This window comes from Thioalkalivibrio sp. ALE16, assembly GCF_000381305.1.
Taxonomy (GTDB): Bacteria; Pseudomonadota; Gammaproteobacteria; order Ectothiorhodospirales; family Ectothiorhodospiraceae; genus Thioalkalivibrio.
Genome location: NZ_KB906356.1, coordinates 37550 through 60733 on the forward strand (window position 1 = coordinate 37550; position 23184 = coordinate 60733).

Genomic DNA, 23184 nt, shown 5'->3' on the forward strand with positions numbered 1-23184 from the left:
GCCCGGCGATGGCCCGTCGGTGGTGGCTCGGCGCGGCCGTGGTCGTGCTGGCGGTGCCCGGCAGTGCGCAGGCCGTCGACTGGACGTTCACTCCGCGGGTCACGGTATCCGCGGAGGTGACCGACAACGCCCGCCTGGCCCCGCGGGGGCAGGAGGAGGCCGACCTGATCGGCACGGTCGCGCCCGGGTTCACGCTGCGCGGCGAAGGCGCGCGCAGCGACACCCGCATCGACTACCGCATGAACTCGCGTTTCTATGCCGACGATACACGCCAGGACCGCACGACCCATTCCCTGCGCGGCCGCACGAACTGGGAGCTGGTGGACGACACCTTTTTCGTCGATGCCGGGGCCTCGCGTACCGAGCAGGCGGCCTCGATCCTCGGGCCGGTCGGGATCGGGGGCAGCACCCCGCGCGAGAACCTGCAGGAGACCACCACCTACAGCGTCTCGCCGATGCTGCGCACCCGCTACGGCAGTTTCGCCACGCAGGAGATCCGCTACACCTACGGCGAGAATCTCTACCACCGCAGCAACCGCCAGGACAGCGACTTCCACCGGGGTGAATACGTCCTCGACAGCGGGGCCGCCTTCAACCGTCCCTTCTGGCAGGTCGCAGGGTTCTACGAGAAGGAGCGCTTCGAGGATGGCCTGGAGGGCGAGTTCGGACAGGTCAGCGGGACCCTGGGCTACCGGTTCGGGCGGTCCCTGCGCCTGTTCGGCGTGGTCGGCGAAGAGTTCAACGACTATGCCACCACCCGCGAGGACGATGATGGAAGTTTCTGGCAGGTAGGGGCGGGTTGGGCCCCAACCCGGGTCACCAACATCGAGGCCCGCTACGGCGAGCGCTATTTCGGCAAGAACCGGTCGCTTTCGGTGGACCACCGCAGCCGCCGCGCCACCTATCGCCTCAGCTATAACGAGGGCATCAACTCGACCCGCCAACGGGGCGGCCGGCAGTGGGATGCCCTGGCCGATGAACTGGGTGTGTCCGTTGACGAGCTGTTCTTTCTGGCAGGGGTCTTCGGTCCGGACTTCATCGATCTGCTCCTGGCAGACTTCGGCCTGACCGATGAGGCGTTCGTGGAAGGCTTCTACCTGACCCGAACCTGGCGCGCCGGCTGGAGCTACGACACCGGTCGCAGTGTGTTCGGCGTCAACCTGATCCAGACCGAGCGCGAATCCGAGACTCAGACCAACGTCGGCCTGTTCGAGGACAACCGCACCCAGCGTGGGGCCAGCGCGTTCTGGCAATGGCGCTACGGTCCGCGCACGACGACCCTGCTGACCACCGGCATCAGCCGGACCGACTTCACCGACAGCGATCGCGAGGATGACCTCTGGTTCCTGCGCGCCAGCGTCAGTCGTCAGCTGACGCCGGATACCAGCGCCAGCCTGGCCTACCGGCACCAGCGCCGGGATTCGAACGCCGCGGCCAACGAGTACCGCGAGAACGCGATCATCGGCACGCTGACACGGGAGTTCTGAGGCATGTACGAGGAATTCTATGGTTTCACCGGCCGGCCCTTCGCGCTGAGCCCCGATCCGCGGTTCTTCTACGCGAGCAAGGGCCACAGCCGGGCGATGGCCTATCTCGAATACGGCGTGCAGCTGGAGGAAGGCTTCATCGTCATCACCGGCGAGGTCGGGGCCGGCAAGACCACCCTGGTGCGCAGCCTGTTCGAGACCCTGAGCGACAAGCCCCTGGTGGCGGCCCAGCTGGTGAGTACACAGCTGGATGCCGAAGACCTGCTGCGCTCGGTCTGTCTCGCCTTTGGGCTGGAGGATGCCCCGAATCACAAGGCCGGTCAGTTGCGCCGCCTGGAGTCCTTCCTGCACGACACGCGGGCCCGGGGCCAGCGCGCGCTGCTGGTGGTCGACGAGGCACAGAACCTGGGCCCCGACGCCGTGGAAGAACTGCGCATGCTGTCCAACTTCCAGGGCGAGGACGGCCCCCTGCTGCAGAGCTTTCTGCTCGGTCAGCCGGAGTTCCGGCGCCTGCTGCGCAGCGAGAACATGCAGCAGCTGCGCCAGCGGGTGATCGCGACCTACCACCTCGGCCCGATGGACGAGGACGATACGCGCGCCTACGTCGAGCACCGGCTCGCGCGGGTGGGCTGGAATGGAAGACCGCATTTCGACGCCGACATCTGGCCGCGCATCCACGACTACACCGGCGGCATCCCGCGCAAGGTGAACACCTTCTGCGACCGCCTGCTGCTGATGGGGTATCTGGAGGAATGTGCCGATCTGGATGCGGCACGGGCGCAGCAGGTGATCGACGAGATTGAGGAGGACCTGGAGGGCGTGCTGCTGGACGAGACGCCCCCCGCCGCCGGTTCATCGGGGCCGCGCCGGGAGGCGCACGCGGGCACGGACGACCAAGGCGACCAGGGCGACCAGGGCGACCCGGATCAGGCCGTCGCCAGCCAGGTCTCCATGCTGCGCATCGAACAGGATCTCGAGGCGCTGGAAGAGCGCCTGCACCGGATCGAGCGCAACCTCCTGGTCAACTTCCGCGTGACCCAGGAGGTGCTCAAAATCGTGCGCGACGAGGGCTACGAGCCGGAGTCCTTGTCCCCGGTTCCCAGCGCCGTACGGTCGTAGGGGCGGAGCCTCGTCATGCAGCCGAAAAACGCCCATCGGCCCAATGCTCTGACCGTCGATGTCGAAGACTACTTCCAGGTCTCCGCGCTGGCGCCGCAGATCCCGCGCGACTCCTGGGATTGTCGTGAGTGCCGTATTGAGCGGAACCTCGATCGCATCCTCGACCTGTTCGAGCGCCGTGGGGCGCACGCCACCTTCTTTACCCTGGGCTGGATTGCCGAACGTTACCCTCAGGCCATCCGGCGTATCGTCGAGGCCGGGCACGAACTCGCCAGCCATGGCTATGGCCACGAGCGGGTGACGGACCTCACGCCCGCCGCCTTCCGGGCGGATATCGAGCGGGCCCAGCGTATTCTCGAGGACCTCGCGGGCGCCCCGGTGCGCGGTTATCGCGCCCCCAGCTTTTCCATCGGCGAGGGCAATCTCTGGGCCCTGGAGGTCCTGCGCGAGGCGGGGCTGGAGTACAGCTCGAGCATTTACCCGGTACATCATGACCACTACGGCATGCCGCAGGCCCCCCGACATCCGCACCGCCCCCTGTCCGCCGGGGTTCTGGAGCTCCCGCCGGCGACCCTGCGCATGGGGGGGCGCAATCTGCCGGCCGCCGGGGGTGGCTACTTCCGCCTGTTGCCCTATGCGCTGTCGCGTCGGGCACTGCGCCGGATCGGCGCGGTGGATTCGATGCCGGCGGTGTTTTATTTCCACCCCTGGGAGATCGACCCGGACCAGCCGCGGGTGCCCGGGCTCGGCGCGCGCAGTCGCTTTCGGCACTACGTGAACCTGCACCGCATGGAATCGCGTCTGGAGCGTCTCCTGCGGGACTTCCGCTGGGACCGCATGGATCGCGTGTTCGCCACGGAGCTGGCGGCGTTCACCGACCCGGCGCGGGCAACGGGAGGCGGTGATGTACGAACCGCCTGACCAGCGCGCACACGGTTCCGGTTCCCTGCAGGTCCGCACGCTGACGCCGGACGACCATGCGCGCTGGGATGCCTTCGTGGCGTACTGCCCGCAGGCCACCTTCTTTCACCGCGCGGGCTGGGCCACCGTCTTGCGCGAGGCCTTCGGGCACGAGACCCACTTTCTCTATGCCGAGGCAGACGGCGTCATCCAGGGCGTGCTGCCGCTGGCGCGCATCCAGTCCCGCCTGTTCGGGCACTCGCTGGCGTCGCTGCCCTTCTGTGTTTATGGCGGGATTGCCGCGACCACCGAGGCCGCGGCCGCGGCGCTGGATGACCGGGCGCAGGCGCTCGCCCGCAGCCTGAAGGTCGACTACCTCGAATACCGGAACCTCGAGCCGCGGCACCCGGAATGGCCGACCAAGAGCGAGCTCTACGTGACCTTCCGCCGCAGGCTGGACCCGGATGTGGAGGCCAACATGAACGCCATCCCGCGCAAGCAGCGGCGCATGGTGCGCAAGGGGATCAAGGCGGGCCTGGTCAGCGAGATCGACCCGGATATCGAGCGGTTCTATCCGATCTACGCGGCCAATGTCCGGCGCATGGGGACGCCCGTCTTCGGGCGGCAGTATTTCCGCAGCCTGCTGGAGGTGTTCGGCGATGACTGCGACGTGCTGACCGTGACGCACGACGGCGAGGCGGTCGCCAGCGTGGTCAGCTTCTGGTTCCGCGACGAGGTGCTGCCCTACTACGGCGGCGGCACGCCCCGGGCGCGCGAGGTCGCGGGCTACGACTTCCTCTACTGGGAGCTGATGCGCCGCGCCTGCGAGGCGGGCTACCGGGTGTTCGACTTCGGCCGCAGCAAGCGCGATACGGGTTCGTTCAGCTTCAAGAAGAACTGGGGCTTCGAGCCGCAGCCGCTGTACTACGAATACGACTTGGTCCGCGCCCGCGAGATACCCGACGTCAACCCGCTGAACCCCAAGTACCAGTACTTCATCAAGGCCTGGCAGCGCCTGCCCCTGCCCGTCGCCAACTGGCTCGGCCCCAAACTCTCCCGCTCCCTCGGTTGAAGGGCCTTCCCGCCACCGAGGCCACAGCCAACACCGAGCAGGTCAAGGTCAAGGGCGGATTCACCACGAAGAACACGAAGACACGAAGGCATGCCAGGGCAAGTTCAAATGCAGAGCAGGCCTTGCCACGGGGTACACGGAGAGGGGGGGTGATTGCAAGAGCGGGGTCAAGGGCGGATTTACCACGAAGAACACGAAGACACGAAGGAATGCCAAGGCAAGTTCAAATGCAGAGCAGGCCTTGCCACCGGGGCCATGGGGCAAACGGAGAGCGGCGACTGCAAGAGCGGGTTGACCGCGAAGGCACGAAGGGGAACCAGAAAGTGATTATGGGGGAGAAATGGAATTCGACCCGCTATCGAAGAAGGCCATTGGATTGGCGATCGAGGTACATCGCGAGCTTGGGCCGGGGCTCTTGGAGTCGGTTTACGAGAAATGCCTGGTGCACGAAATGCTGGAATCCGGCCTGTACTGCGTGTCCCAGGTTCCGATCCCGGTCACGTACAAAGGGCGGGAGCTGGATTGTGGCTACCGTATCGACATCCTGGTCGAGGACAGACTGATGCTGGAGCTGAAAAGCGTGGACGCCCTGCAAAGGATTCACGAGGCCCAAACCCTCACATACATGAAGCTCGCGAATGTTCCGCAAGCGCTGTTGATCAACTTCAACAATGTGCGCCTGAAAGACGGTCTCAAACGACTAGTCCTTTGAAGTGAAGGCCCTTCTTCGTGCCTTCGTGACCTTCGTGGTGAATACGCCCTATGGATGATCTTCTTTATCTGGTGCATCGGATTCCGTGGCCGCCGAACAAGGGCGACAAGATTCGTTCGCACCACATCCTACGCTATCTGGCGCAGCACTATCGTGTGCACCTGGGTACGTTCATCGATGACCCGGCGGATGCGGCGTATCTGCCCGAGCTCAAGCGCATTTGCACGACGGTCTGTGCCCGTCCGCTGCCGCGCCGGCGGGCCCAGTTGCGCGCGCTGACCGGCTTCCTGAGCGGCGAGCCGCTGACCGTGCCCTGGTATCGCGACCGCGAACTGGCACGTTGGGTTAGGACCACGCTGATCCGCCAGCCGGTCGCCTGTGCCGTGGCCTTTTCCTCGGCGATGGCCCAGTACCTGCCGGAAGGGGGCGGGCGAACCCGGGTGGTCGACTTCGTGGACGTCGATTCCGACAAGTGGACGCAGTACGCCCCGACGCGGCGCTGGCCCATGAGCGCGGTGTATCGGCGCGAGGGCCGTCGGCTGCTGGACTACGAGCGCCGGGTCGCGCAGGCCAGCGATGCCAGCCTGTTCGTGTCGCCGGCCGAAGCAGACAGCTTCCGCCAGCGCGCCCCGGAGTCGGCAGACCGGGTGCATGCGCTGAACAATGGCGTTGATGCCGCCTTCTTTGCGCCCGAGGCGGTGGCGGGTTCCAACCCCTATGCCGACGGCGCCCGCACCATCGTATTTTCGGGCGCGATGGATTACTGGCCCAACGTCGATGCGGTGGTGTGGTTCGCCGATCAAGTCCTGCCCGGCTTGCGTGCGGAACACCCGGGTGTGGAGTTCTGCATCGTCGGCAGCCGGCCGGCGCCGGAGGTGGCGGCCCTGGCGGCCCGGCCCGGCGTGACGGTGACCGGCTTCGTGGACGACGTGCGTCCCTGGATCGCGCACGCCACGCTCGCGGTCGCGCCCCTGCGCATCGCGCGTGGCGTGCAGAACAAGGTCCTGGAGGCGATGGCGCTGGGGCGTCCGGTCGTGGCCAGCCCGCAGGCCCTGGAGGGGCTGACCGCGACCCCCGGGCACGAGGTCGTCGCGGCGGACGCCGAGCCGCGCGCGTTCCTGGAGGCCGTCTCCGGGTACCTGCGCGCCCCGGACCCGGCGCTGGGGCAGGCGGCCCGCGCCCGGGTGCTGGCGGACTACGACTGGGCGCGCAATCTCGCGCACCTGGGCGAGATCCTGCGGCGTCGCCCGGGCCGCGTGTCGGGTACGGTGTCGATCGAGGAGGCCGCACATGGTCGCTGACGCGCTGAATTCCCGAACACGCGCCCGCGGTTCCTCCTGGTGGTTTGCCGCGCCGGTCCTGGTGCTGGGCCTGGTCGTGCTGGGGTGGATGTTCTACCCGACGTTCGCCTCCATCGTTACGATCTGGAACCGCTCGGACACCTTTGCGCACGGCTTCCTGATCGTCCCCATCGTCCTGTTCCTGCTGTTTCTCAAGCGTCAGGAGGTGCTTGCGCTGGAGCCGCGCCCATCCTGGTGGGCGTTGTTGCCCTTGGTGGGGCTGTCCCTCGTCTGGGTGGCGGGGGAGTTGGTGGATGTGGTGTCGGTGCGCCAGTTCGCGGCCGTGCTGATGATTCCCGCGCTGTTCTGGCTGGTGCTGGGCAACGCGATCACCTGGCGCCTGCAGTTCCCCCTGGCGTATCTGCTGTTCGCGGTCCCGTTCGGCGAGTTCCTGGTGCCGCCGATGATGGATCTGACCGCGGATTTCACGGTGACCGCCGTGCAGCTGACCGGGATCCCGGTCTATCGCGACGGGCTGTATTTCGATCTGCCCACCGGCCGCTGGTCGGTGATCGAGGCCTGCAGTGGCGTGCGCTACCTGATCGCGTCGGTCGCGCTGGGCACGCTGTATGCCTATCTCATGTACCGCAGTCCCTGGCGGCGGATCGTGTTTGTCGGCGTGTCGATCGTGGTCCCGATCGTTGCCAACGGCCTGCGCGCCTACATGATCGTGATGATCGGCCACCTGAGCGACATGGAGCATGCGGCCGGGGTGGATCACCTGATCTATGGCTGGATCTTCTTCGGCGTGGTCATCGCGCTGATGTTCGCGATCGGTGCGTTGTGGCGCGAGGACATGGAGCCGTTGCCGACCCCGACGGTGCCTCCCGCGCAACCCGGGCGCTCCGCGCAGGCGGGTTCGTTCGTTGCCGCCGCGGTGCTGACGGTCGTCCTGGCCAGTGCGGCGCCGCTGTATGCCGAGTGGATGAACCAGCGTGATCTCGGCCCCGTGGCGGGCCTGGGTACGGGCCCGCTGGCACCAGCAGGCTGGCAGGTCCTGGAGGAACAGGATGCCGCCTGGGAGCCGGGGTATCGTGGCGCCCGCGACGGTCGCGGTGGCCTGGTGACGGCCGCCGACGGCGGCGAGCCGGTGGGTATGCATGTGCTGTTCTACCGCGAGCAGTACCGGCACGGGAACATGGTGGGCTGGAGCAATACCCTGGCCGGGCGCGATCGGGCGCTGGAATGGTCGCAGTCGCGTCGCGGCCGGGCCACGCTGGAGGGATACCCCAACCCGGAACGCTTCCTGCTGAACGGCCCCGGGCAGCGGTTCCTGGTGTGGCGCTGGTACTGGGTGGATGGCCGCCTGACTACCCGGCCGCATGAGGTCAAGGCGCGGGAGGCGCTGAACCGGTTATTCGGTGGTCGGGACGATGCCGCGCTGGTGGTGCTGTATGCGCCGCTCGAGTTCGACAACGGCACCGATGCGGCGGAGGCGGCATTGCGGACCTACGCCGCGGATGCCCTGCCCGAGCTGCTCGAACAGCTCGACCACGTCGCGCGGCAGTGACGGGCGCCTCCGTACCCGTGGCCCGGGAGGGTGATCAGCGCCCCTGTGTGGCCCACATCATCCATCGCCTGGATATCGGCGGGATGGAGAACGGGCTGGTCAACCTGATCAATCACATGCCGGCCGATCGCTTCCGCCACGCGATCATCTGCATGACGGACTACACCGACTTTCGCCGACGCCTCCAGCGGGACGATGTCACCCTGCACGCCCTGCACAAGCGCGAAGGCAAGGATCCGCGGGTGCACCTGCGCCTGTGGCGGCTGCTGCGCCGCCTGCAACCGGACATCGTGCATACCCGCAACTTCGGCACGCTGGAGGCGCAGGTGACCGCCGCGCTCGCCGGGGTGCGGGCGCGGGTGCACGGCGAGCACGGCTGGGATGTCGGGGACCTCGACGGCACACGTGACCGCAACCGCCGCCTGCGCCGCCTGGTGCGGCCACTGGTGGGGCATTACATCGCCCTGTCGCAGCACCAGACGGGCTATCTGCGGGAGGCCATCGCGGTGCCCGCGGCACGCCTGTCGCACATCTTCAATGGTGTGGATACCGGCCGCTTCGCGCCGCCGCACGAGGGCTTTGTGTCCCCGTTGCCGCAGGCATTTCGGGACCCCGGCACGTTCGTGATCGGTTCGGTCATGCGCATGCAGGCGGTCAAGGCGCCACTGGATCTGGCGCGGGCCTTTGTCGCGCTGCGCGAGCTCCTGCCGGAGGCCTTTCCGCGCCTGCGCCTGGTGATGATCGGGGATGGGCCTTTGCGTGCCGAGGTCGTTCAGTTCCTGGAGCAGGCCGGGGTCGCGGACCAGGCCTGGCTCCCCGGCGCCCGGGAAGACGTCGCCGACTGCCTGCGGGCGCTGGACCTGTTCGTGTTGCCGTCGCTGGCCGAGGGCATCTGCAACACCATCCTCGAGGCGATGGCGACCGGCCTGCCGGTGGTCGCGACGGATGTCGGGGGCAACCCCGATCTGGTACAGCCCGGGGTGACCGGGGCACTGGTGCCGGCGGGGGATCCCGACGCGATGGCCCGCGCGCTGATGGCCTATCCCGCCGATCCCGCGCGGACCGCACGCGAGGGACAGGCCGCCCGCGCCCGGGCCGAGGCGGCGTTCAGCATGGAGGCGATGGTCAAGGGCTACATGGCGGTATACGACCGGGTACTGGCCCGGCGTTAGTTGTGGCGCTAACGCCAGCCGCCCCACGGCGCGAATCGCGGGCGCTCGGTGGCGGGGTTGTCGTTTATTCTGGATTTTCCGTGATGGTGCGAGGGCCCGGCCCGAACCGGTGTCCGCCCGGCGGCACCGCCCAGTGTCGACCTGGCCGTGGATCGCCCGAATTCGACCGACGCCCAGGCAAGGAAGCAATCAGGATCCCTACATGTGCGGCATTACCGGCATCTTCGATCTGCGCGACCGGCGGCCGGTCAATCGGGCCCTGCTGGCGGCGATGAACGAGACCCAGTTTCACAGGGGCCCGGACGAGGGCGGTGTGCATCTGGAGCCGGGTGTGGGGCTGGCGCATCGGCGCCTGTCGATCATCGACCTGGCCAGCGGGCAGCAGCCGCTGTTCAACGAGGACGAGACCGTCGTCGTGACCTACAACGGCGAGATCTACAACTTCCCCGAGTTGACCGCCGAGCTGCAGCAGGCAGGCCATCGCTTCCGCTCGCATTGCGATACCGAGGTGATCGTGCATGCCTGGGAGGAGTGGGGCGAGGCCTGCGTGCAGCGCTTTCGCGGCATGTTTGCCTTCGCCGTCTGGGACCGCAACCGGGATACCCTGTTCCTGGCCCGCGATCGCCTCGGGATCAAGCCCCTTTATTACAGCGCGCTGGCCGACGGGCACCTGATCTTCGGCTCGGAGCTCAAGGCGCTGATGGCGCATCCGGGGCTGCCCCGGCGCATGGATCCGCATGCGGTGGAGGACTACTTCGCCTTCGGCTACGTCCCGGAGCCGCGCAGCATCTTCCGCGGCGTGCACAAGCTGCCGCCCGGCCACACGCTGACCGTACACCGCGGGCAGGGCAACCTGAGCGAACCGCGCGAATACTGGGACGTGCCGTTCGCGGACAACGGCGTCACGCACCTGGACACGGCCGCCGAGGAACTGACCGCCCGCCTGCGCGAGGCGGTGGACATCCGCATGGTGGCAGACGTCCCGCTGGGCGCGTTTCTCTCCGGCGGGGTGGACTCCAGCGCGGTGGTTGCGATGATGGCGGGGCTGTCCGACGACCCGGTGCGCACGAGCTCCATCGGCTTTGCCGATCCCGCCTACGACGAGTCCCGCTACGCGCGCCTGGTGGCCGAGCGCTACCACACCGACCACCATACGCGGGAGGTCGATCCCGACGACTTCGCGCTGCTGGATCGCCTGAGCGGGCTGTACGACGAACCGTTTGCCGACAGCTCCGCGCTGCCGACCTACCGCGTCTGCGAACAGGCGCGGCAGCAGGTGGTGGTGGCCCTGTCGGGGGATGGTGGCGACGAGAACCTGGCGGGCTACCGCCGCTATCGCCACCATCTCGCCGAGGAGCGTCTGCGCGCACCGTTGCCGCTGGGGCTGCGGCGACCGCTGTTCGGCACACTCGCGCATCTCTATCCCAAGGCGGATTGGGCCCCGCGTCCACTGCGCGCCAAGGCCACCTTTCAGGCCCTGTCCAGGGATTCGATCGAAGGCTACTTCCAGGGCGTCTCCATCCTGCGCGATGATCTGCGCGCGCACTTGTTTTCGCCGGCATTCCGGCGCTCGCTGCAGGGCTACGGCGCGCTGGAAGTCCTGTGCCGGCACGCGGAACGCGCGCCCACCGAACACCCGCTGTCCCTGGTGCAGTACCTGGACATGAAGACCTACCTGCCGGGCGACATCCTGACCAAGGTCGACCGCGCGAGCATGGCGCATGCGCTGGAGGTCCGGGTCCCCATCCTCGACCACCAGCTGGTCGAGTGGATCTCGGGGCTGCCGCCGGAACTCAAGCTGCGCGGCCCCGAGGGCAAGTTCGTGTTCAAGAAGGCCATGGAGCCCTACCTGCCGGAGGAGATCCTTTACCGCCGCAAGAAGGGGTTCTCCGTGCCGGTTGCGGAATGGTTCCGCGGCCCGTTGCGCGAGCGCATGCAGGCCCAGGTCCTCGGCCCGCGCATCGCCGACTCCGGCATCTTCGACATGGACTTCCTCAAGACCCTCGTGAACCAGCACGTCAGCGGCGCCCGCGATCACAGCCCGGCACTGTGGTCGCTGCTGATGTTCGAGGGCTTTCTGGCGCGCTCGGCGGCCTGATGCGGGGGTGATGATGAAAATCCTGCACGTCCTTGATCACTCTATCCCGCTGCACAGCGGGTATACCTTCCGCACCGCCGCCATCCTGCGCGAGCAGCACCGGCTGGGCTGGGAGACGTTTCATCTGACCAGCCCCAAGCAGGGGGCGGTGGATGCGGACGAGGAGGATGTCGACGGCCTGCACTTCTACCGCACGCGTTATCGCCCGCGGACCCTGCCGGGGCTGGGTGAGTGGGGCCTGATGCGTGCCCTGACCCGACGCCTCGAGACCGTAGCCCGGGAGGTGCGGCCGGATGTCCTGCATGCGCATTCCCCGGTGCTCAACGCGCTGCCGGCCTTGCGGGTAGGGCGGCGTCTCGGCATCCCCGTGGTTTACGAGGTCCGGGCCTTCTGGGAGGACGCCGCGGTGGATCACGGGACCAGCCGCGAACACGGGCTGCGTTACCGCCTGACGCGCGGCTTCGAGACACACGTGTTTCGCCGGGTGGACCATGTGACCACCATCTGCGAAGGCCTGCGCCAGGACATCGTCGCCCGGGGCATCCCTCCGGACCGGGTCACCGTGATCCCCAATGCCGTGGATGCCGAGGCCTTCCGCCTGGGCGGGGCGCCGGATGCCGAGCTGAAGGCGCAACTGGGGCTGGGAGACGCCCGCGTGCTCGGTTTTATCGGCTCGTTCTATGCCTACGAGGGGCTGGACCTGCTGCTGGAAGCGTATCCGCGCATCCGCGAGCAGGCGCCCGATGTGCGCATCCTGCTGGTGGGTGGCGGCCCGCAGGCGGAACGCCTGCAGGAGCAGGCCCGACGCCTGGGCATCGCAGATCAGGTTGTTTTTGCGGGCCGTGTGCCGCATGACCAGGTACAGCGCTACTACGACCTGGTCGACCTGCTCGTGTACCCCCGGCACTCGATGCGGCTGACCGAACTGGTCACCCCGCTCAAGCCGCTGGAGGCGATGGCCCAGGGGCGACTGCTGGTGGCCTCGGACGTGGGCGGCCACCAGGAACTGATCCGGCACGGCGAGACCGGCTGGCTGTTTCCGGCCGACGATTCCGAGGCACTGGCGAACACCGTACTGGACACCCTGGCCCGCGAGCCCGAATGGGATGCGGTGCGCGCCGCGGGGCGCCGCTTTGTCGAGCGGGAACGCACCTGGGCGAGGAGTGTGGCCCGCTACCAGGCGATTTACGAACGTCTGCGGGGTGTCGTGGAGCCCGCCCATGCCCGGTGATCGGCGTCATCCGGGCCGACGTCCACGGCTCGTGGTCTTCACCCGTGTCTATCCGAACGCCGCGCAGCCGAACCTCGGCCTGTTCGTGCGCGAACGCATGCGGCGGGTGGCCGGACACCTGGATCTGGTCGTCGTGGCACCGGCCCCGTGGTTTCCGTTCCAGGGATTGCTCGGGCGTCTCAGGCCGCATTCGCGCCCCCCGCTGCCGCGCTACGAGGAGCAGGACGGCATTGCGGTCTACCACCCCCGGTTTTTTTGTTTCCCCGGCGTGCTCAAGTGGACCGACGGGCTCTTCCTGGCGCTGGGCAGTTTCCGGTTGATGCGGCGGTTGCGGCGTGACTTCGGATTCGACGTAATCGACGCGCACTTTGTGTATCCCGACGGCGTGGCCGCCCGCTGGCTGGCGCGCTGGCTGCGCTGCCCCTACACCATCACCCTGCGTGGGAGCCTGACGCGCTTTGCGGGTAGCGCCCTGCATCGGCGCCAGATCAACCGGGCGCTGAGCGCGGCCGCCCGCGTGTTCTCGGTGGCGGACTCGCTACGCCAGGATGCGATTGCCTGGGGGCAGGCGCCCGGACATGTCCAGGTGGTCGGCAACGGCGCGGACCTGGCGCGTTTCCGCCCCGAGGACCGGGCCGCGGCCCGGCAGCGTCTGGGTCTGCCGCAGGAAGGCCGTTTCCTGGTGTCGGTGGGCGGGCTGACCGAGCGCAAGGGTTTTCACCGGGTGATCGCGACGCTGCCCGAATTGCTGCACACGCAGCCCGACCTGCATCTGGTGATTGCGGGCGGGGCGACGCCCGAGGGCAACAACGAGGCGGAGTTGCGTGAGCAGGTGCGGACGCTGGGTCTGGAGGCGCGGGTGTGGTTCCTGGGGCAGGTGGCGCCCGACGATCTGCGCTTCGTCTATTCGGCGGGCGATGTGTTTGTCCTGGCCACCCGGTTCGAGGGCTGGGCCAACGTCTTCCTGGAGGCCTCCGCCTGTGGCCTGCCGATCGTGACCACTCGTGTCGGTGGCAACGCCGAGGTGGTGAATTCCGATCAGGTCGGCATCGTGGTCCCGTACGGTGACCATGACGCGCTGCGTGGCGCTCTCAAGGAGGCCCTTGAACGCGACTGGGATCGCAAGGCCATCCTGGCGCATGCGCGGGAGAACGCCTGGGAGACGCGCATCCCGCAACTGGTCGCAGCCTTCGAGCAGATCGTGGCCCCAGATCGTGCTGCGGCCCCCGGGGCCGCGCGCTCCGGCTGAACATGGGGCTCTACACGCAATGCGTCGCGCGGGGGCTGTTCCCGCTGCAGGAACGGCTCAAGGGCCACCCAACCGTGCGCCACCTGCGGGCCCTGGAGGCAAGCCAGTGGTGGACAGCTGAGGGCCTGCGGCACCTGCAGGACCAGCGGCTGCGGCACCTCGTGGAGCAGGTTGCACGGCAGGTGCCATTCTATCGGGAGTGGTGGGCGCAGCAGGGAGGGGCGCCAGCCGATTTCTCTGGCATCGATGATCTCCAGCGCCTCCCGGTCGTCGACAAGGTGCTGATCCGCGAACAGGGCGTGGCCTGGCGCGCGGAAGGCGCGGGGAACCTGGAAGAGCACCACACCAGCGGATCATCCGGCGAGCCACTGAGCTTCTGGCTGGGCGCCGATCGTATCGGGATGGACATTGCCGCTCGCTGGCGAGCGACGCGCTGGTGGGGTGTGGATGTGGGTGATCGCGAACTCGTGCTCTGGGGGTCCGCGGTCGAGAACGAGGCCCAGAATCGCGTACGGGCCTGGCGCGATCGCCTGTTCCGTTCGCATCTGGTGCCAGCCCGTGACCTGAATCCGGATCGGCTCGACCGGATCATTGAGCAGATCCGGCTGCGGCGCCCGCGCATGTTGTTCGGCTATCCGTCGGCGTTGTCCCGCGTCGCCTGGCGCGCGCGCGAGCGCGGGCAGCGACTGGACGACCTCGGGATCCGCGTCGCCTTCACCACCTCGGAGGTCCTGCGGCCGGAGTGGCGCGAGGTGATCGGCGATGTGCTGGGCTGCGGGGTGGCCAACGAATACGGTGCGCGCGACGCGGGGTTCATCGCCCGTGAGTGTCCGGCGGGTGGGATGCACATCACGGCCGAGGCCCTGATCGTCGAGATCCTGGACGACGAGGACCGGCCGGTGTCACCCGGCGAGTCCGGCAACATCGTCGTCACCAACCTGACGGGGCCGGGGTTCCCGTTCATCCGTTATCGCACGGGGGATCGGGGGGCGCTGGACCCGCGACCCTGCTCCTGCGGACGCGGCCTGCCGCTGCTGCGCAACATCGAGGGCCGCGCCAATGACGGTCTGATCGCGGTGGATGGCGCCTGGGTGCACGGCAGCCGCTTCAACTACCTGATGCGCGAGTTGCCGGGCCTGCGCGCTTACAAGGTCATCCAGCACGACCGGAATCGCGTCGAGGTTCTGCTGAACCTGGCCGCTCCATTGCCGACCGAGGTGGAGGAGCGACTGCGCCACGCGATTGTCGACGCACTGGGCCAGGCGATCCATGTGGAGGTCCACGTCGTGGATGTCATCCCCCCGGAGCCCAACGGCAAGCACCGCCACGTCGTCTGCCGCGTTCCCGCCCCCGATCGATCCGGGTGATGTCGTTCCCCGTGCCGACGTGGATTTTTTGCACCACAGAGGGCATGGAGCACACGGAGGGGAAAGATTGGGTTCACCACGAAGCGCACGAAGGCACGAAGAAGGGCTCGTTCACAGGAAGCGAGGGAAGAAGGGAAGATTTGTGAGAGTGGTACCGGGGTATGCCGGGTGAGCGGGGTAACCACCCGCGCGACGTATGCAGGTGAGCTGCGAAGCCGGTGTCTTGTGCGTGGACGTGGTCGAGGCCGCGATGCGTTTTGTTGCGCTAAAGGCATCCTGCCCGCTACTGCGTACCCGGTGCCGTCATCCCGGAAACGCGCAGCGGTTATCCGGGATCTCGTTGGGGGTTGCGCAGCGTGGGTGACAGGGCCTGGAGATCCCGGCTCTCCGCTGCGCTGCGGCCGAGATGACGGTGGTGGCCGCGTTGCGGCGGGGATGACAGTGTCTTTTCATCCAGAGCTTTCCCGCTCTTCTCGTCTTCCTGTTACCCGTCCTTGCGGCGAACCCGGCTCAGGCAGTCTGTTTCCACGAACTGAATTCGCGGATTTGTTCCAGATCGGCCTGTTCCGATTGCTGGGCCTTGAATAAATCCCAGCGCACCTGAAGATTCAGCCAGAAATCGGGCGACATGCCGAAAAAGCGTGCCAGACGCAGCGCCGTGCTTGGGGTAATGCCGCGCTTCTGGTTCACCAGCTCGTTGATGCGCTGATACGGCACATGGAGCGCATCCGCCAGTTGGCGCTGGGAGATGTGCATCGGCTCCAGGAACTCTTTCGCCAGCATTTCACCGGGGTGAGTCGGCTGCCGGTGGGTAGGGATGCGGACCATGATTCTGCCTCAGTGGTAATCCGTGATTTCGACCTGGTCGGGCCCGGCGTCTGTCCAGGCGAAGCAGACCCGATACTGTTCGTTGATTCGAATGCTGTACTGGCCTTTTCGACCTCCTGCCAAGGCCTCCAATCGGTTACCCGGCGGGATTCTCAGCTCCTCAACGGTTACGGCCGAATCCAGCAATTCCAGCTTCCTTGCGGCAATCCGCCACAGGGATTGTGGGCAGACCTTGCGAGCAGCCTTCGACGAAAGGCCGTTGAAGATATCTTCCGTGCCTCGATCCTTGAAGCATACAATCATGAAAGCACGGTATCACGGACTCCATGCTATTCCAAAACCAGAAAAGGGTCGAAGGGCGGCGAAGGGGGCGTGGGCGCCAGGGCCTGGAGATCCCGGCTCTCCGCTTCGCTGCGGCCGGGATGACGATGGTGGTGCGCTGCGGCCCGGATGAAAGTGTCTTTCCGTCCAGAGCCTTCCCACTCTTCCATCTTCCTGTGACTCGCCCTTGGCCTGAAGGGATTGAATTCACCACGAAGCACACGAAGGCACGAAGAAATTCTTTTGCTGTCGTTACAGCATGTCTGGGACGCCCCGATGCCGGACAGCTCCAGACAGGACGCGATCACCAGACCTACCAACCCTGGTCTAGCTCTTCTTCGTGCCTTCGTGCGCTTCGTGGTGAACACACCTAGGCATGTGATGTACTATGGTATGCGCGCATACCACCGGATATTACATTATGACCATACGTACAGGAGATACCCGTCAAACGGCTGTCCGGCTCCCGAAAGAGACGTATGGGCGTCTGAAAGCTCTGGCCGAAAAGACGGGCCGCACGACCACATACTACATCCGAGAAGCCATCGAGGAGCACCTGGAAGACCTGGAGGACATCTACCTGGCCGAGCAAACGCTGGAACGTATCCGGAGCGGCGAGGAAGAGGTAATCAGCTCCCAGGAGTTCTGGCGTGACCTGGAGGATTGAGTACGCTCATTCGACCCGGAAGGCGGTGCAGAAACTCGACCGGAAGGCCCGCCAGCGCATACGCCAGTATCTGGAGGAGCGTGTAGCCCATCTGGATGATCCGCGAGAGCTCGGGAAACCGCTCAAGGGGCGGTTTACCCAGCTATGGCGTTATCGGGTTGGGGGCTACCGTGTGATCTGCGAGCTGCGTGACGAGTCATTGGTGGTACTGGTTGTGCGGATTGGACACCGGAAAGAGGTTTACGATTAATGGCAGACAACCCGTCTGGTTCCTGCGACTGGCTGGCTCTCATTGCTAATCAGGTGCCCTGAAGAGGTTGTTTCACCACAGAGTGCACGGAGTGCGCAGAGGGAAAAGACCGGGTTCACCACGAAGGACACGAAGGCACGAAGGAGGGCTTGTTCACAGGAAGTGAGGGAAGATTCGTGAAGGTGGTGCCGAGGCATGCCGGGTGATCGGGGTATCCCCAGCGCGGCGGATGCAGGCGACCACCGAAGCCCACAAGGACTTGAGTCCGAACTCCGCCGCCCAGATGTCATCCCGGAAACCGCGCAGCGGTTATCCGGGATCTCCGACGTCGGGGCTTGGTCGGGCGCCTGGGGCAGCTTCTATGTGCAAGCTCCCGGCTCTTCGCTTTGCTGCTGCCGGGATGACAATGGTTGTGTGCTGCGGCCCAGATGAGGGGAGATGGAAACCGGTGCAGACGGGTGAGTTCCAGGCAGTCGACGCCGAGTCATTTCAGCCTGAGCCTTCCCTTCTTCCCGTCTTCCTGTGACCCGCCCTTGACCTGAAGGGATTGAATTCACCATGAAGCACACGAAGGCACGAAGAAATTCTTGTGCTGTCTTTACAGCATGCCTGCGACACCCCGGTGCCGGACAGTGTCAGACAGGACGCGATCACCAGACCTACCAACCCTAATCCAGCCCTTCTCCGTGCCCTCTGTGTCCTCCGTGTCCTCCGTGGTGTAACCGTCCTTGACCTTGCCCTTCTTCGTGCCTTCGTGCGCTTCGTGGTGAACAAATAGCGAGCGCAGGCGGCTAGCGGGCGGCGGGGTGCGACTCCAGCCAGAGGTCCAGCATCATCAGGATCCAGACGAAGTCGCCGTAATAGGCCGCGTGGCCTTCGCGGTGCAGACGGATCAGTTCGTCGATGAAGTCGTCGCGCAGGAAATCGCGGCCTTTCAGGCGTAACAGGCTGTCGTAGGCCAGTTCCTGTAATGGGGCGTGCTCCTGCATCCAGACGCCGAACGGCAGGCCGAAGCCGTGCTTCTTCTTGTCGATGATGGCGTCGGGCAGAAAGCCGGTGAACGCCTCCTTGTAAAAGTGGCGCAGGCGACCGTTCTTCAGCTTGAGGTCCGACGGCACGCGACAGGAGAACTCCACCAGGTCGTCGTCCAGCATCGGAAAGGCGACGTCTACCCCGGCCAGCTGGCACATCTCCGCGACCTTGCGCAGGTCGTTGTCGGCCAGGGTCTGCTGCCAGTCCAGGTACATCATGCGGTTGAGGGATGATGCCGAATCTGGCTCAGAGTAGATCCGCCGCATCAGCTCCCAGGGGCCCTCGGTGTCCACCGCTGCGAGAAACTCCGGCTCGAACATCGTCTCCGGCGCCAGGCGATGCAGGTAGTTGTAGGTCTGCAGGCGGTCCGGCAGCGGGATGCGTGCCTGTTCCACGTAGCTGCGGGCCTTGCCGGCCAAGGGCAGGCCGCGCGGAAGGCGGGTGAACAGCGGGTCCAGCAGGTGGTGGCGCAGCGGCGCGGGGATCCGGCCCCAGTGTTCGAACACCCCTTGCTTGGCGTACCGCGCATTCCCGGCGAACAGTTCGTCACCACCGTCGCCGGCGAGCAACCGGGTGACGCCGGCGTCCTTTGCCATGCGGGCGCAGAAGTAGGCCGGCAGCGCGGAGGAGTTGCCGAAGGGCTCGTCGTAGCTGGCGGCGATCCGGGGCACGGCCTCGACGACGTCTTCCGGCGTCACGTAGTACTCGTGTGCCTGGGTGCCGAAGTGCTGCGCGGCGATGCGCGCATACTCCATCTCGTCGTAGCCGGGCGCGTTGAAGCCGATGCTGAAGCTGTCCGCCCCGGGCTGGATGCCGGCGAGCATGCCGGTGACCGTGGAGCTGTCCAGGCCGCCGCTCAGGAAGGCGCCGGTTCGCGGCGAGTCCGCGCGCCGGTCCACCGCGATTTGTACCCGTTCGCGAAGCTCCTGTTCCAGCGCTGCCGGCGCGGCGCTGCCGTCCTCCGCGAAGACGGGGCGCCAGTAGGCGTTCACTTCGGCCCGGTCGCCGTTGTGGATCAGGCAGTGCGCCGCGGGCAGCTTTTCCAGTCCGGCAAACAGACTGACCGGGGCTGGCAGCATGTGGAAGAAGCAGTAGTGGTAGAGCCCCTCGCGCGTCACCTCGGTGGCGACCGCTGGATGGGCAATCACGCTCCCCGCGGTGGTGCCGAAGGCCACGCCGCCATTCAGCCGTGCAAAGTGCAAAGGCGTCTGGCCCAGACGATCGGTGCCGGCTACCAGGTGCCCCTGGCCTGCATCCACGATGACCAGCGCGAAGTCGCCGGTTATCTGTTCGAACAGGCCGCTGCCCTGTTGCCGCCAGGCCTCCAGCAGAGCCTGCGCGGGGTCGCGTTCGCGCGCACACTCCGCCAGCGCGGGTTTGCGCCATTGCGGGTGGCCGGTGATCGCGGCGATGACGTCCCCTTCCTGCGCGGTCCAGCCGCCCCGTACAAGGCAACCACCCAGGCGGTTCGTGCACCGGGATTCACGTGCCCCGGGGAGCCCCGTGAGGGCCGCTCCCTGGGCCTCGAGGGCGTCGCCCGGGGATGCGGCATTGACCGCGAACCATCCACAAAGTCCCGCCATCCGTCCGCCTGTTGCCTGGTCGGTCCAGGGAAACGCTGGTTGATGTACGCACCCGGGCGTGGGCCCGGCGATCCGTGCCGTATGGGTCCCCATTCTACGTCCGGGGTCGGGCGTTCGAAGGCGGGCCGGGTGCAGGAGGTTAACGAGCCGATCACGCGGGGCCCGCGGCCTGTCGGGGACGATCTGGACAGCCTGTGCAGATACGGTAACCTGCCGGGTAACCCGCATCTCCGGTCGGGCACGGATACCCGCCTTCAGGAACCTTCATATGTCGACCCTCGATCACACCCGCAATCTGCTGGACAGCGCCCTCAGCCTGAATGGACGTGCGCAGCAGTTCGACCGCAACACCACGCTGCTGGGCGGCGTCCCCGAACTGGACTCCATGGCGGTGGTCTCGCTGATCACCGCGATCGAGAGCCACTTCGACATTGTGATCGATGACGACGACGTCAGCGCCGAGACCTTCGAGACGGTTGGCACCCTCGCCGATTTCATCGACGCCAAGCTGGACTAGCTCGGTCATGGAAGCCGGGTTCCTGGAGGGCAAGGCCGGACCGGTGTTCCATGTGCTGCATCGACCGAAAGGCCCTTCCGTCCGTGGCCGTGTGCTGTTTTTCCCGCCGTTCGCCGAAGAGCTCAACAAGTCCCGCCGCATGGTGAACCTGCAGGCTCGCCGCATGGCGCAGGCCGGGTATGCGGTGCTGATCCCGGATCTCTACGGATGCGGCGACAGTGGCGGCGACTTCGGCGATGCCGACTGGGACCTCTGGCTGGATGACCTCGCCCGCTGTAATGACCACCTCGAGGCCTGGTGCCCGGCTCCCCTTCTGGTCTGGGGCTTGCGCGCCGGCTGTCTGCTGGCGGGCGACTTCCTGGCCGCGCGTGCCGAACAGGCCGCCGCCGCGATCTACTGGGCGCCCGTCACCAATGGCGAACAGCACCTGACCCAGTTTCTCCGCCTGCGCATGGCTGCCGGGATGATGGGCGGGCAGAAGGAATCCACCGGTGATCTGCGTTCGCGGCTGCGGGATGGCGAAGCGCTGGAGGTGGCGGGCTACACCCTGGCACCCGCCCTGGCCGAGCGCCTTGCCATCGCCCGCCTCGAGCAGCCCCGGGCGGCATCCGTCGCCTGGCTCGACATCGCAGCACAGGACGATGCCCCGCTGCCGCCGGCGAGCGAGCGCATGGTCGAACGCTGGCGCGAGGCCGGTGCCGCTGTCGACGCCCGCGTGGTCGGGGGCGATGCCTTCTGGTCCACCCAGGACATCATCGAGGTGCCGCGCTTGCTGGAGGCGACCACGCAGTGCCTGGAGGCCCTGGCATGAGCGAGCGTGCCGTTGTCTTCCGGGTGGGGGAGGAGGAACTGCTGGGTATCCTGCACCCCGGCGCGGAGGGCGCCCGGCGTGGTGTGCTGATTGCCGTGGGCGGGCCGCAGTACCGAGTGGGCAGTCACCGCCAGTTCCTGCTGCTCGCGCGCCACCTGGCGGCGCAAGGCATCCCGGTATTCCGCTTCGACTTTCGCGGCATGGGGGATGCAACCGGCCGCCAGCGCGATTACGAAGAAGTGCATGAAGACATGAGCGCGGCCATGGATACCTTTACGCAGCAGGTGCCGGACCTGCGCGAGGTCGTGATCTGGGGCTTGTGCGGTGCCGCCTCGGCCGGCCTGTTCTATGCCTGGCGAGATACCCGCGTGGCGGGGCTGGTGCTGGCCAACCCCTGGGTGCGGACCGACGAAGGCCTGGCCCGCGCGTACTTGAAGACCTACTACCTCAAGCGCCTGTTCAGCCGGGAGTTCTGGGTCGGTGTCCTGCGTGGTCGCTTCAACCCCTGGACCTCGGTCCAGTCACTCGCGCGCATGACTGGCGCCGCCCTGTGCTCGCGAGGCACGCAGGGCGATTCCAGTAACCCCGAGGCCCCACGCGCCGATCTGGGCAATGGCCCGCTGCCGGATCGGATGGCGGAGGGCTGGCGGCGCTTCGACGGGCCGATCCTGGTGATCCTCAGCGGCGATGATCTGACCGCGGCCGAGTTTCGCGACGTGGCCACCGCTGCCCCGGCCTGGAAGGGCTTGCTGGCAGAGCCGCGCGTGACCCTGCGCGAGCTGCCGCAGGCCAACCACACGTTCTCGCGTCGCGAATGGCGCGATCGGGTGGCCGCCTGGACACAGGACTGGGTGCAGACTGCTCCCAATCGGGGAGCTACATGACCGCGACCACGCCGCCCAGCACCAATACGAACCCCGCCGAGGCACCGAGGGCGAGCAGCAGTGCGCCGCGGGTATCGGTGGTGATGCCGGCCTTCAATACCGCCGCCTACATCGCCGAGTCCATCGACAGCGTGCTGGAGCAGGACTACCCGAACCTGGAACTGATCGTGGTGGACGACGGCTCCACCGACGGCACCGTGGAGATCATCCGGGGCTATGGCGATCAACTGACGCTGCTGACGCAGCAGAACCAGGGCGCGGCCGTGGCCCGCAACGCGGGTATCGCAGCCGCCACCGGGGAGTACATCGCCTTTATCGACTCCGACGATATCTGGCTGCAGGGCAAGATCACCGCGCAGGTGATGTATATGGAGCAGCATCCGGAGATCGGTTTTACCCATACCCATTTTCTCTCCTGGAAGCCCGGCGCCGACGGCGCATTCCCGCCGCCCTCGCAGATGGCGGCCCCCGAGGTGCCGGTGCGCGAGGCCCCGGGCGTGGTCGCGGAGGGCTCCGGCTGGGTCTACAACCAGCTCTTGATGGAGTCCCTGCCGCACACCATTACCGTCATGATGCGGCGGCAGCTGGTGGACGAGGTAGGCGAGTTCGATCCGCAGCTCAAGCGCGGCCAGGACTACGACTACTGGATTCGCGCATCGCGGTTGTCCGAGTACCGGCAGTTGGATCGCGTCACGGCGCTCTACCGCCTACACGGCGCCGGCTGCATCACCAAATACCCGGATGTGAACTACGAAGTCGAGGTGGTCCAGCGCGCGCTGGCGCGCTGGGGGCGGGTCGGGCCGAACGGGGACGAAACCCCGGCCGCTGCCGTGCGCGAGCGGCTTGGCGATGCCTGGTTCACGTTTGGTTACCATCACTACTGGAGCGCAAGCCCGCGTATCGCCCGGAATGCGTTTCTGCAGTCGATCCGGCAGCGCCCGCTGCGCCCGAAGTCCTGGGCCTATCTCGGGCTCAGCGCACTCAAATCCGTGCGCGCCCCGCGCCGGTAGCAGTTCCGGGCTGCACTCGGGCGA

Annotated in this window: 21 protein-coding genes; 18 read left to right on the top strand and 3 right to left on the bottom strand. The window is 66.9% G+C overall.

Annotated elements, in window-relative coordinates; translation table 11 throughout:
* The first annotated feature begins 8 nt into the window (after window positions 1-8).
* The 12 genes from F627_RS0103650 (at window position 9) to F627_RS0103705 (ending at window position 15257) form a co-directional block, all read left to right on the top strand.
* Window positions 9-1487 (top strand): TIGR03016 family PEP-CTERM system-associated outer membrane protein, encoded by a 1479-nt coding sequence (locus F627_RS0103650; RefSeq protein WP_018881920.1) that lies wholly within the window; start codon window positions 9-11, stop codon window positions 1485-1487.
* Between the two features lie 3 nt (window positions 1488-1490).
* Entirely contained in the window at window positions 1491-2606 is a 1116-nt protein-coding gene (locus F627_RS0103655; protein WP_019583310.1) for an XrtA/PEP-CTERM system-associated ATPase, read from the top strand.
* 15 nt (window positions 2607-2621) lie between these two features.
* Complete coding sequence (locus F627_RS0103660) at window positions 2622-3527, top strand: XrtA system polysaccharide deacetylase (RefSeq protein ID WP_019583311.1); 906 nt, start codon at window positions 2622-2624, stop codon at window positions 3525-3527.
* Window positions 3511-4578, top strand: coding sequence for a FemAB family XrtA/PEP-CTERM system-associated protein (locus F627_RS0103665; RefSeq protein WP_019583312.1), 1068 nt, complete (start codon window positions 3511-3513; stop codon window positions 4576-4578). Before F627_RS0103660 ends, F627_RS0103665 begins: the two co-directional genes overlap by 17 nt.
* Window positions 4579-4918: 340 nt before the next feature.
* On the top strand, window positions 4919-5290 hold the full coding sequence (locus F627_RS0103670; protein ID WP_018876701.1) for a GxxExxY protein: 372 nt from the start codon (window positions 4919-4921) through the stop codon (window positions 5288-5290).
* A gap of 50 nt (window positions 5291-5340) precedes the next feature.
* Entirely contained in the window at window positions 5341-6591 is a 1251-nt protein-coding gene (locus F627_RS0103675) for a TIGR03087 family PEP-CTERM/XrtA system glycosyltransferase (RefSeq protein ID WP_019583313.1), read from the top strand.
* Window positions 6581-8140, top strand: coding sequence for an exosortase A (gene xrtA / locus F627_RS0103680; protein ID WP_019583314.1), 1560 nt, complete (start codon window positions 6581-6583; stop codon window positions 8138-8140). The genes F627_RS0103675 and xrtA overlap by 11 nt, the downstream gene beginning before the upstream one ends.
* A gap of 47 nt (window positions 8141-8187) precedes the next feature.
* Window positions 8188-9312 (top strand): TIGR03088 family PEP-CTERM/XrtA system glycosyltransferase, encoded by a 1125-nt coding sequence (locus F627_RS0103685; RefSeq protein WP_019583315.1) that lies wholly within the window; start codon window positions 8188-8190, stop codon window positions 9310-9312.
* Window positions 9313-9514: 202 nt separating this feature from the next.
* Complete coding sequence (locus tag F627_RS0103690) at window positions 9515-11410, top strand: XrtA/PEP-CTERM system amidotransferase (RefSeq protein WP_019583316.1); 1896 nt, start codon at window positions 9515-9517, stop codon at window positions 11408-11410.
* Window positions 11411-11423: 13 nt separating this feature from the next.
* Window positions 11424-12641, top strand: a complete 1218-nt coding sequence (locus F627_RS0103695) for a TIGR04063 family PEP-CTERM/XrtA system glycosyltransferase (protein WP_026280832.1) — start codon at window positions 11424-11426, stop codon at window positions 12639-12641.
* A complete protein-coding gene (locus F627_RS0103700) occupies window positions 12631-13890 on the top strand; it encodes a glycosyltransferase (protein WP_018881912.1) in 1260 nt (419 codons plus the stop codon). Before F627_RS0103695 ends, F627_RS0103700 begins: the two co-directional genes overlap by 11 nt.
* Before the next feature lie 2 nt (window positions 13891-13892).
* Entirely contained in the window at window positions 13893-15257 is a 1365-nt protein-coding gene (locus F627_RS0103705; RefSeq protein WP_019583317.1) for a phenylacetate--CoA ligase family protein, read from the top strand.
* A gap of 510 nt (window positions 15258-15767) precedes the next feature.
* Here F627_RS0103705 and F627_RS0103715 read toward each other — a convergent pair.
* Complete coding sequence (locus F627_RS0103715) at window positions 15768-16085, bottom strand: HigA family addiction module antitoxin (protein ID WP_026279226.1); 318 nt, start codon at window positions 16083-16085, stop codon at window positions 15768-15770.
* A gap of 9 nt (window positions 16086-16094) precedes the next feature.
* Window positions 16095-16388: a type II toxin-antitoxin system RelE/ParE family toxin gene (locus F627_RS0103720; protein WP_019583318.1), complete on the bottom strand. Its 294-nt coding sequence runs from the start codon at window positions 16386-16388 to the stop codon at window positions 16095-16097.
* A 439-nt stretch (window positions 16389-16827) separates the two neighbouring features.
* Here F627_RS0103720 and F627_RS0103725 point away from each other — a divergent pair, with 439 nt between their 5' ends.
* Together F627_RS0103725 and F627_RS0103730 are read left to right on the top strand one after the other, a co-directional pair.
* Entirely contained in the window at window positions 16828-17073 is a 246-nt protein-coding gene (locus F627_RS0103725; protein WP_018881910.1) for a DUF6290 family protein, read from the top strand.
* On the top strand, window positions 17057-17323 hold the full coding sequence (locus F627_RS0103730) for a type II toxin-antitoxin system RelE/ParE family toxin (protein ID WP_018880435.1): 267 nt from the start codon (window positions 17057-17059) through the stop codon (window positions 17321-17323). Before F627_RS0103725 ends, F627_RS0103730 begins: the two co-directional genes overlap by 17 nt.
* A gap of 791 nt (window positions 17324-18114) precedes the next feature.
* Here F627_RS0103730 and F627_RS0103735 read toward each other — a convergent pair.
* Window positions 18115-19938 (bottom strand): asparagine synthetase B, encoded by a 1824-nt coding sequence (locus F627_RS0103735; RefSeq protein ID WP_018881909.1) that lies wholly within the window; start codon window positions 19936-19938, stop codon window positions 18115-18117.
* 268 nt (window positions 19939-20206) lie between these two features.
* On the opposite strand from F627_RS0103735, the gene F627_RS0103740 reads away from it, so the two are divergent.
* From F627_RS0103740 to F627_RS0103755, 4 genes are read left to right on the top strand one after another with little or no spacing between them, the layout of a single operon-like run.
* On the top strand, window positions 20207-20455 hold the full coding sequence (locus F627_RS0103740) for a phosphopantetheine-binding protein (protein ID WP_017941958.1): 249 nt from the start codon (window positions 20207-20209) through the stop codon (window positions 20453-20455).
* 7 nt (window positions 20456-20462) lie between these two features.
* The gene (locus tag F627_RS0103745; protein WP_019583319.1) at window positions 20463-21266 is read left to right on the top strand and encodes a hydrolase 2, exosortase A system-associated; all 804 of its coding nucleotides are present in this window, start codon (window positions 20463-20465) and stop codon (window positions 21264-21266) included.
* On the top strand, window positions 21263-22150 hold the full coding sequence (locus F627_RS0103750) for a hydrolase 1, exosortase A system-associated (RefSeq protein WP_019583320.1): 888 nt from the start codon (window positions 21263-21265) through the stop codon (window positions 22148-22150). The genes F627_RS0103745 and F627_RS0103750 overlap by 4 nt, the downstream gene beginning before the upstream one ends.
* Window positions 22147-23160 (top strand): glycosyltransferase, encoded by a 1014-nt coding sequence (locus F627_RS0103755; protein ID WP_026332015.1) that lies wholly within the window; start codon window positions 22147-22149, stop codon window positions 23158-23160. The genes F627_RS0103750 and F627_RS0103755 overlap by 4 nt, the downstream gene beginning before the upstream one ends.
* Window positions 23161-23184 lie beyond the last annotated feature (24 nt).

Coding starts and splice junctions, on each gene's coding strand:
- F627_RS0103715 (WP_026279226.1), bottom strand. CDS start 16,085: ATGGTCCGCATCCCTACCCACCGGCAGCCGACTCACCCCGGTGAAATG.
- F627_RS0103740 (WP_017941958.1), top strand. CDS start 20,207: ATGTCGACCCTCGATCACACCCGCAATCTGCTGGACAGCGCCCTCAGC.
- F627_RS0103650 (WP_018881920.1), top strand. CDS start 9: ATGGCCCGTCGGTGGTGGCTCGGCGCGGCCGTGGTCGTGCTGGCGGTG.
- F627_RS0103665 (WP_019583312.1), top strand. CDS start 3,511: ATGTACGAACCGCCTGACCAGCGCGCACACGGTTCCGGTTCCCTGCAG.
- F627_RS0103670 (WP_018876701.1), top strand. CDS start 4,919: ATGGAATTCGACCCGCTATCGAAGAAGGCCATTGGATTGGCGATCGAG.
- F627_RS0103655 (WP_019583310.1), top strand. CDS start 1,491: ATGTACGAGGAATTCTATGGTTTCACCGGCCGGCCCTTCGCGCTGAGC.
- F627_RS0103700 (WP_018881912.1), top strand. CDS start 12,631: ATGCCCGGTGATCGGCGTCATCCGGGCCGACGTCCACGGCTCGTGGTC.
- F627_RS0103750 (WP_019583320.1), top strand. CDS start 21,263: ATGAGCGAGCGTGCCGTTGTCTTCCGGGTGGGGGAGGAGGAACTGCTG.
- F627_RS0103660 (WP_019583311.1), top strand. CDS start 2,622: ATGCAGCCGAAAAACGCCCATCGGCCCAATGCTCTGACCGTCGATGTC.
- F627_RS0103690 (WP_019583316.1), top strand. CDS start 9,515: ATGTGCGGCATTACCGGCATCTTCGATCTGCGCGACCGGCGGCCGGTC.
- F627_RS0103725 (WP_018881910.1), top strand. CDS start 16,828: ATGACCATACGTACAGGAGATACCCGTCAAACGGCTGTCCGGCTCCCG.
- F627_RS0103675 (WP_019583313.1), top strand. CDS start 5,341: ATGGATGATCTTCTTTATCTGGTGCATCGGATTCCGTGGCCGCCGAAC.
- F627_RS0103745 (WP_019583319.1), top strand. CDS start 20,463: ATGGAAGCCGGGTTCCTGGAGGGCAAGGCCGGACCGGTGTTCCATGTG.
- F627_RS0103695 (WP_026280832.1), top strand. CDS start 11,424: ATGAAAATCCTGCACGTCCTTGATCACTCTATCCCGCTGCACAGCGGG.
- F627_RS0103720 (WP_019583318.1), bottom strand. CDS start 16,388: ATGATTGTATGCTTCAAGGATCGAGGCACGGAAGATATCTTCAACGGC.
- F627_RS0103705 (WP_019583317.1), top strand. CDS start 13,893: ATGGGGCTCTACACGCAATGCGTCGCGCGGGGGCTGTTCCCGCTGCAG.
- xrtA (WP_019583314.1), top strand. CDS start 6,581: ATGGTCGCTGACGCGCTGAATTCCCGAACACGCGCCCGCGGTTCCTCC.
- F627_RS0103735 (WP_018881909.1), bottom strand. CDS start 19,938: ATGGCGGGACTTTGTGGATGGTTCGCGGTCAATGCCGCATCCCCGGGC.
- F627_RS0103755 (WP_026332015.1), top strand. CDS start 22,147: ATGACCGCGACCACGCCGCCCAGCACCAATACGAACCCCGCCGAGGCA.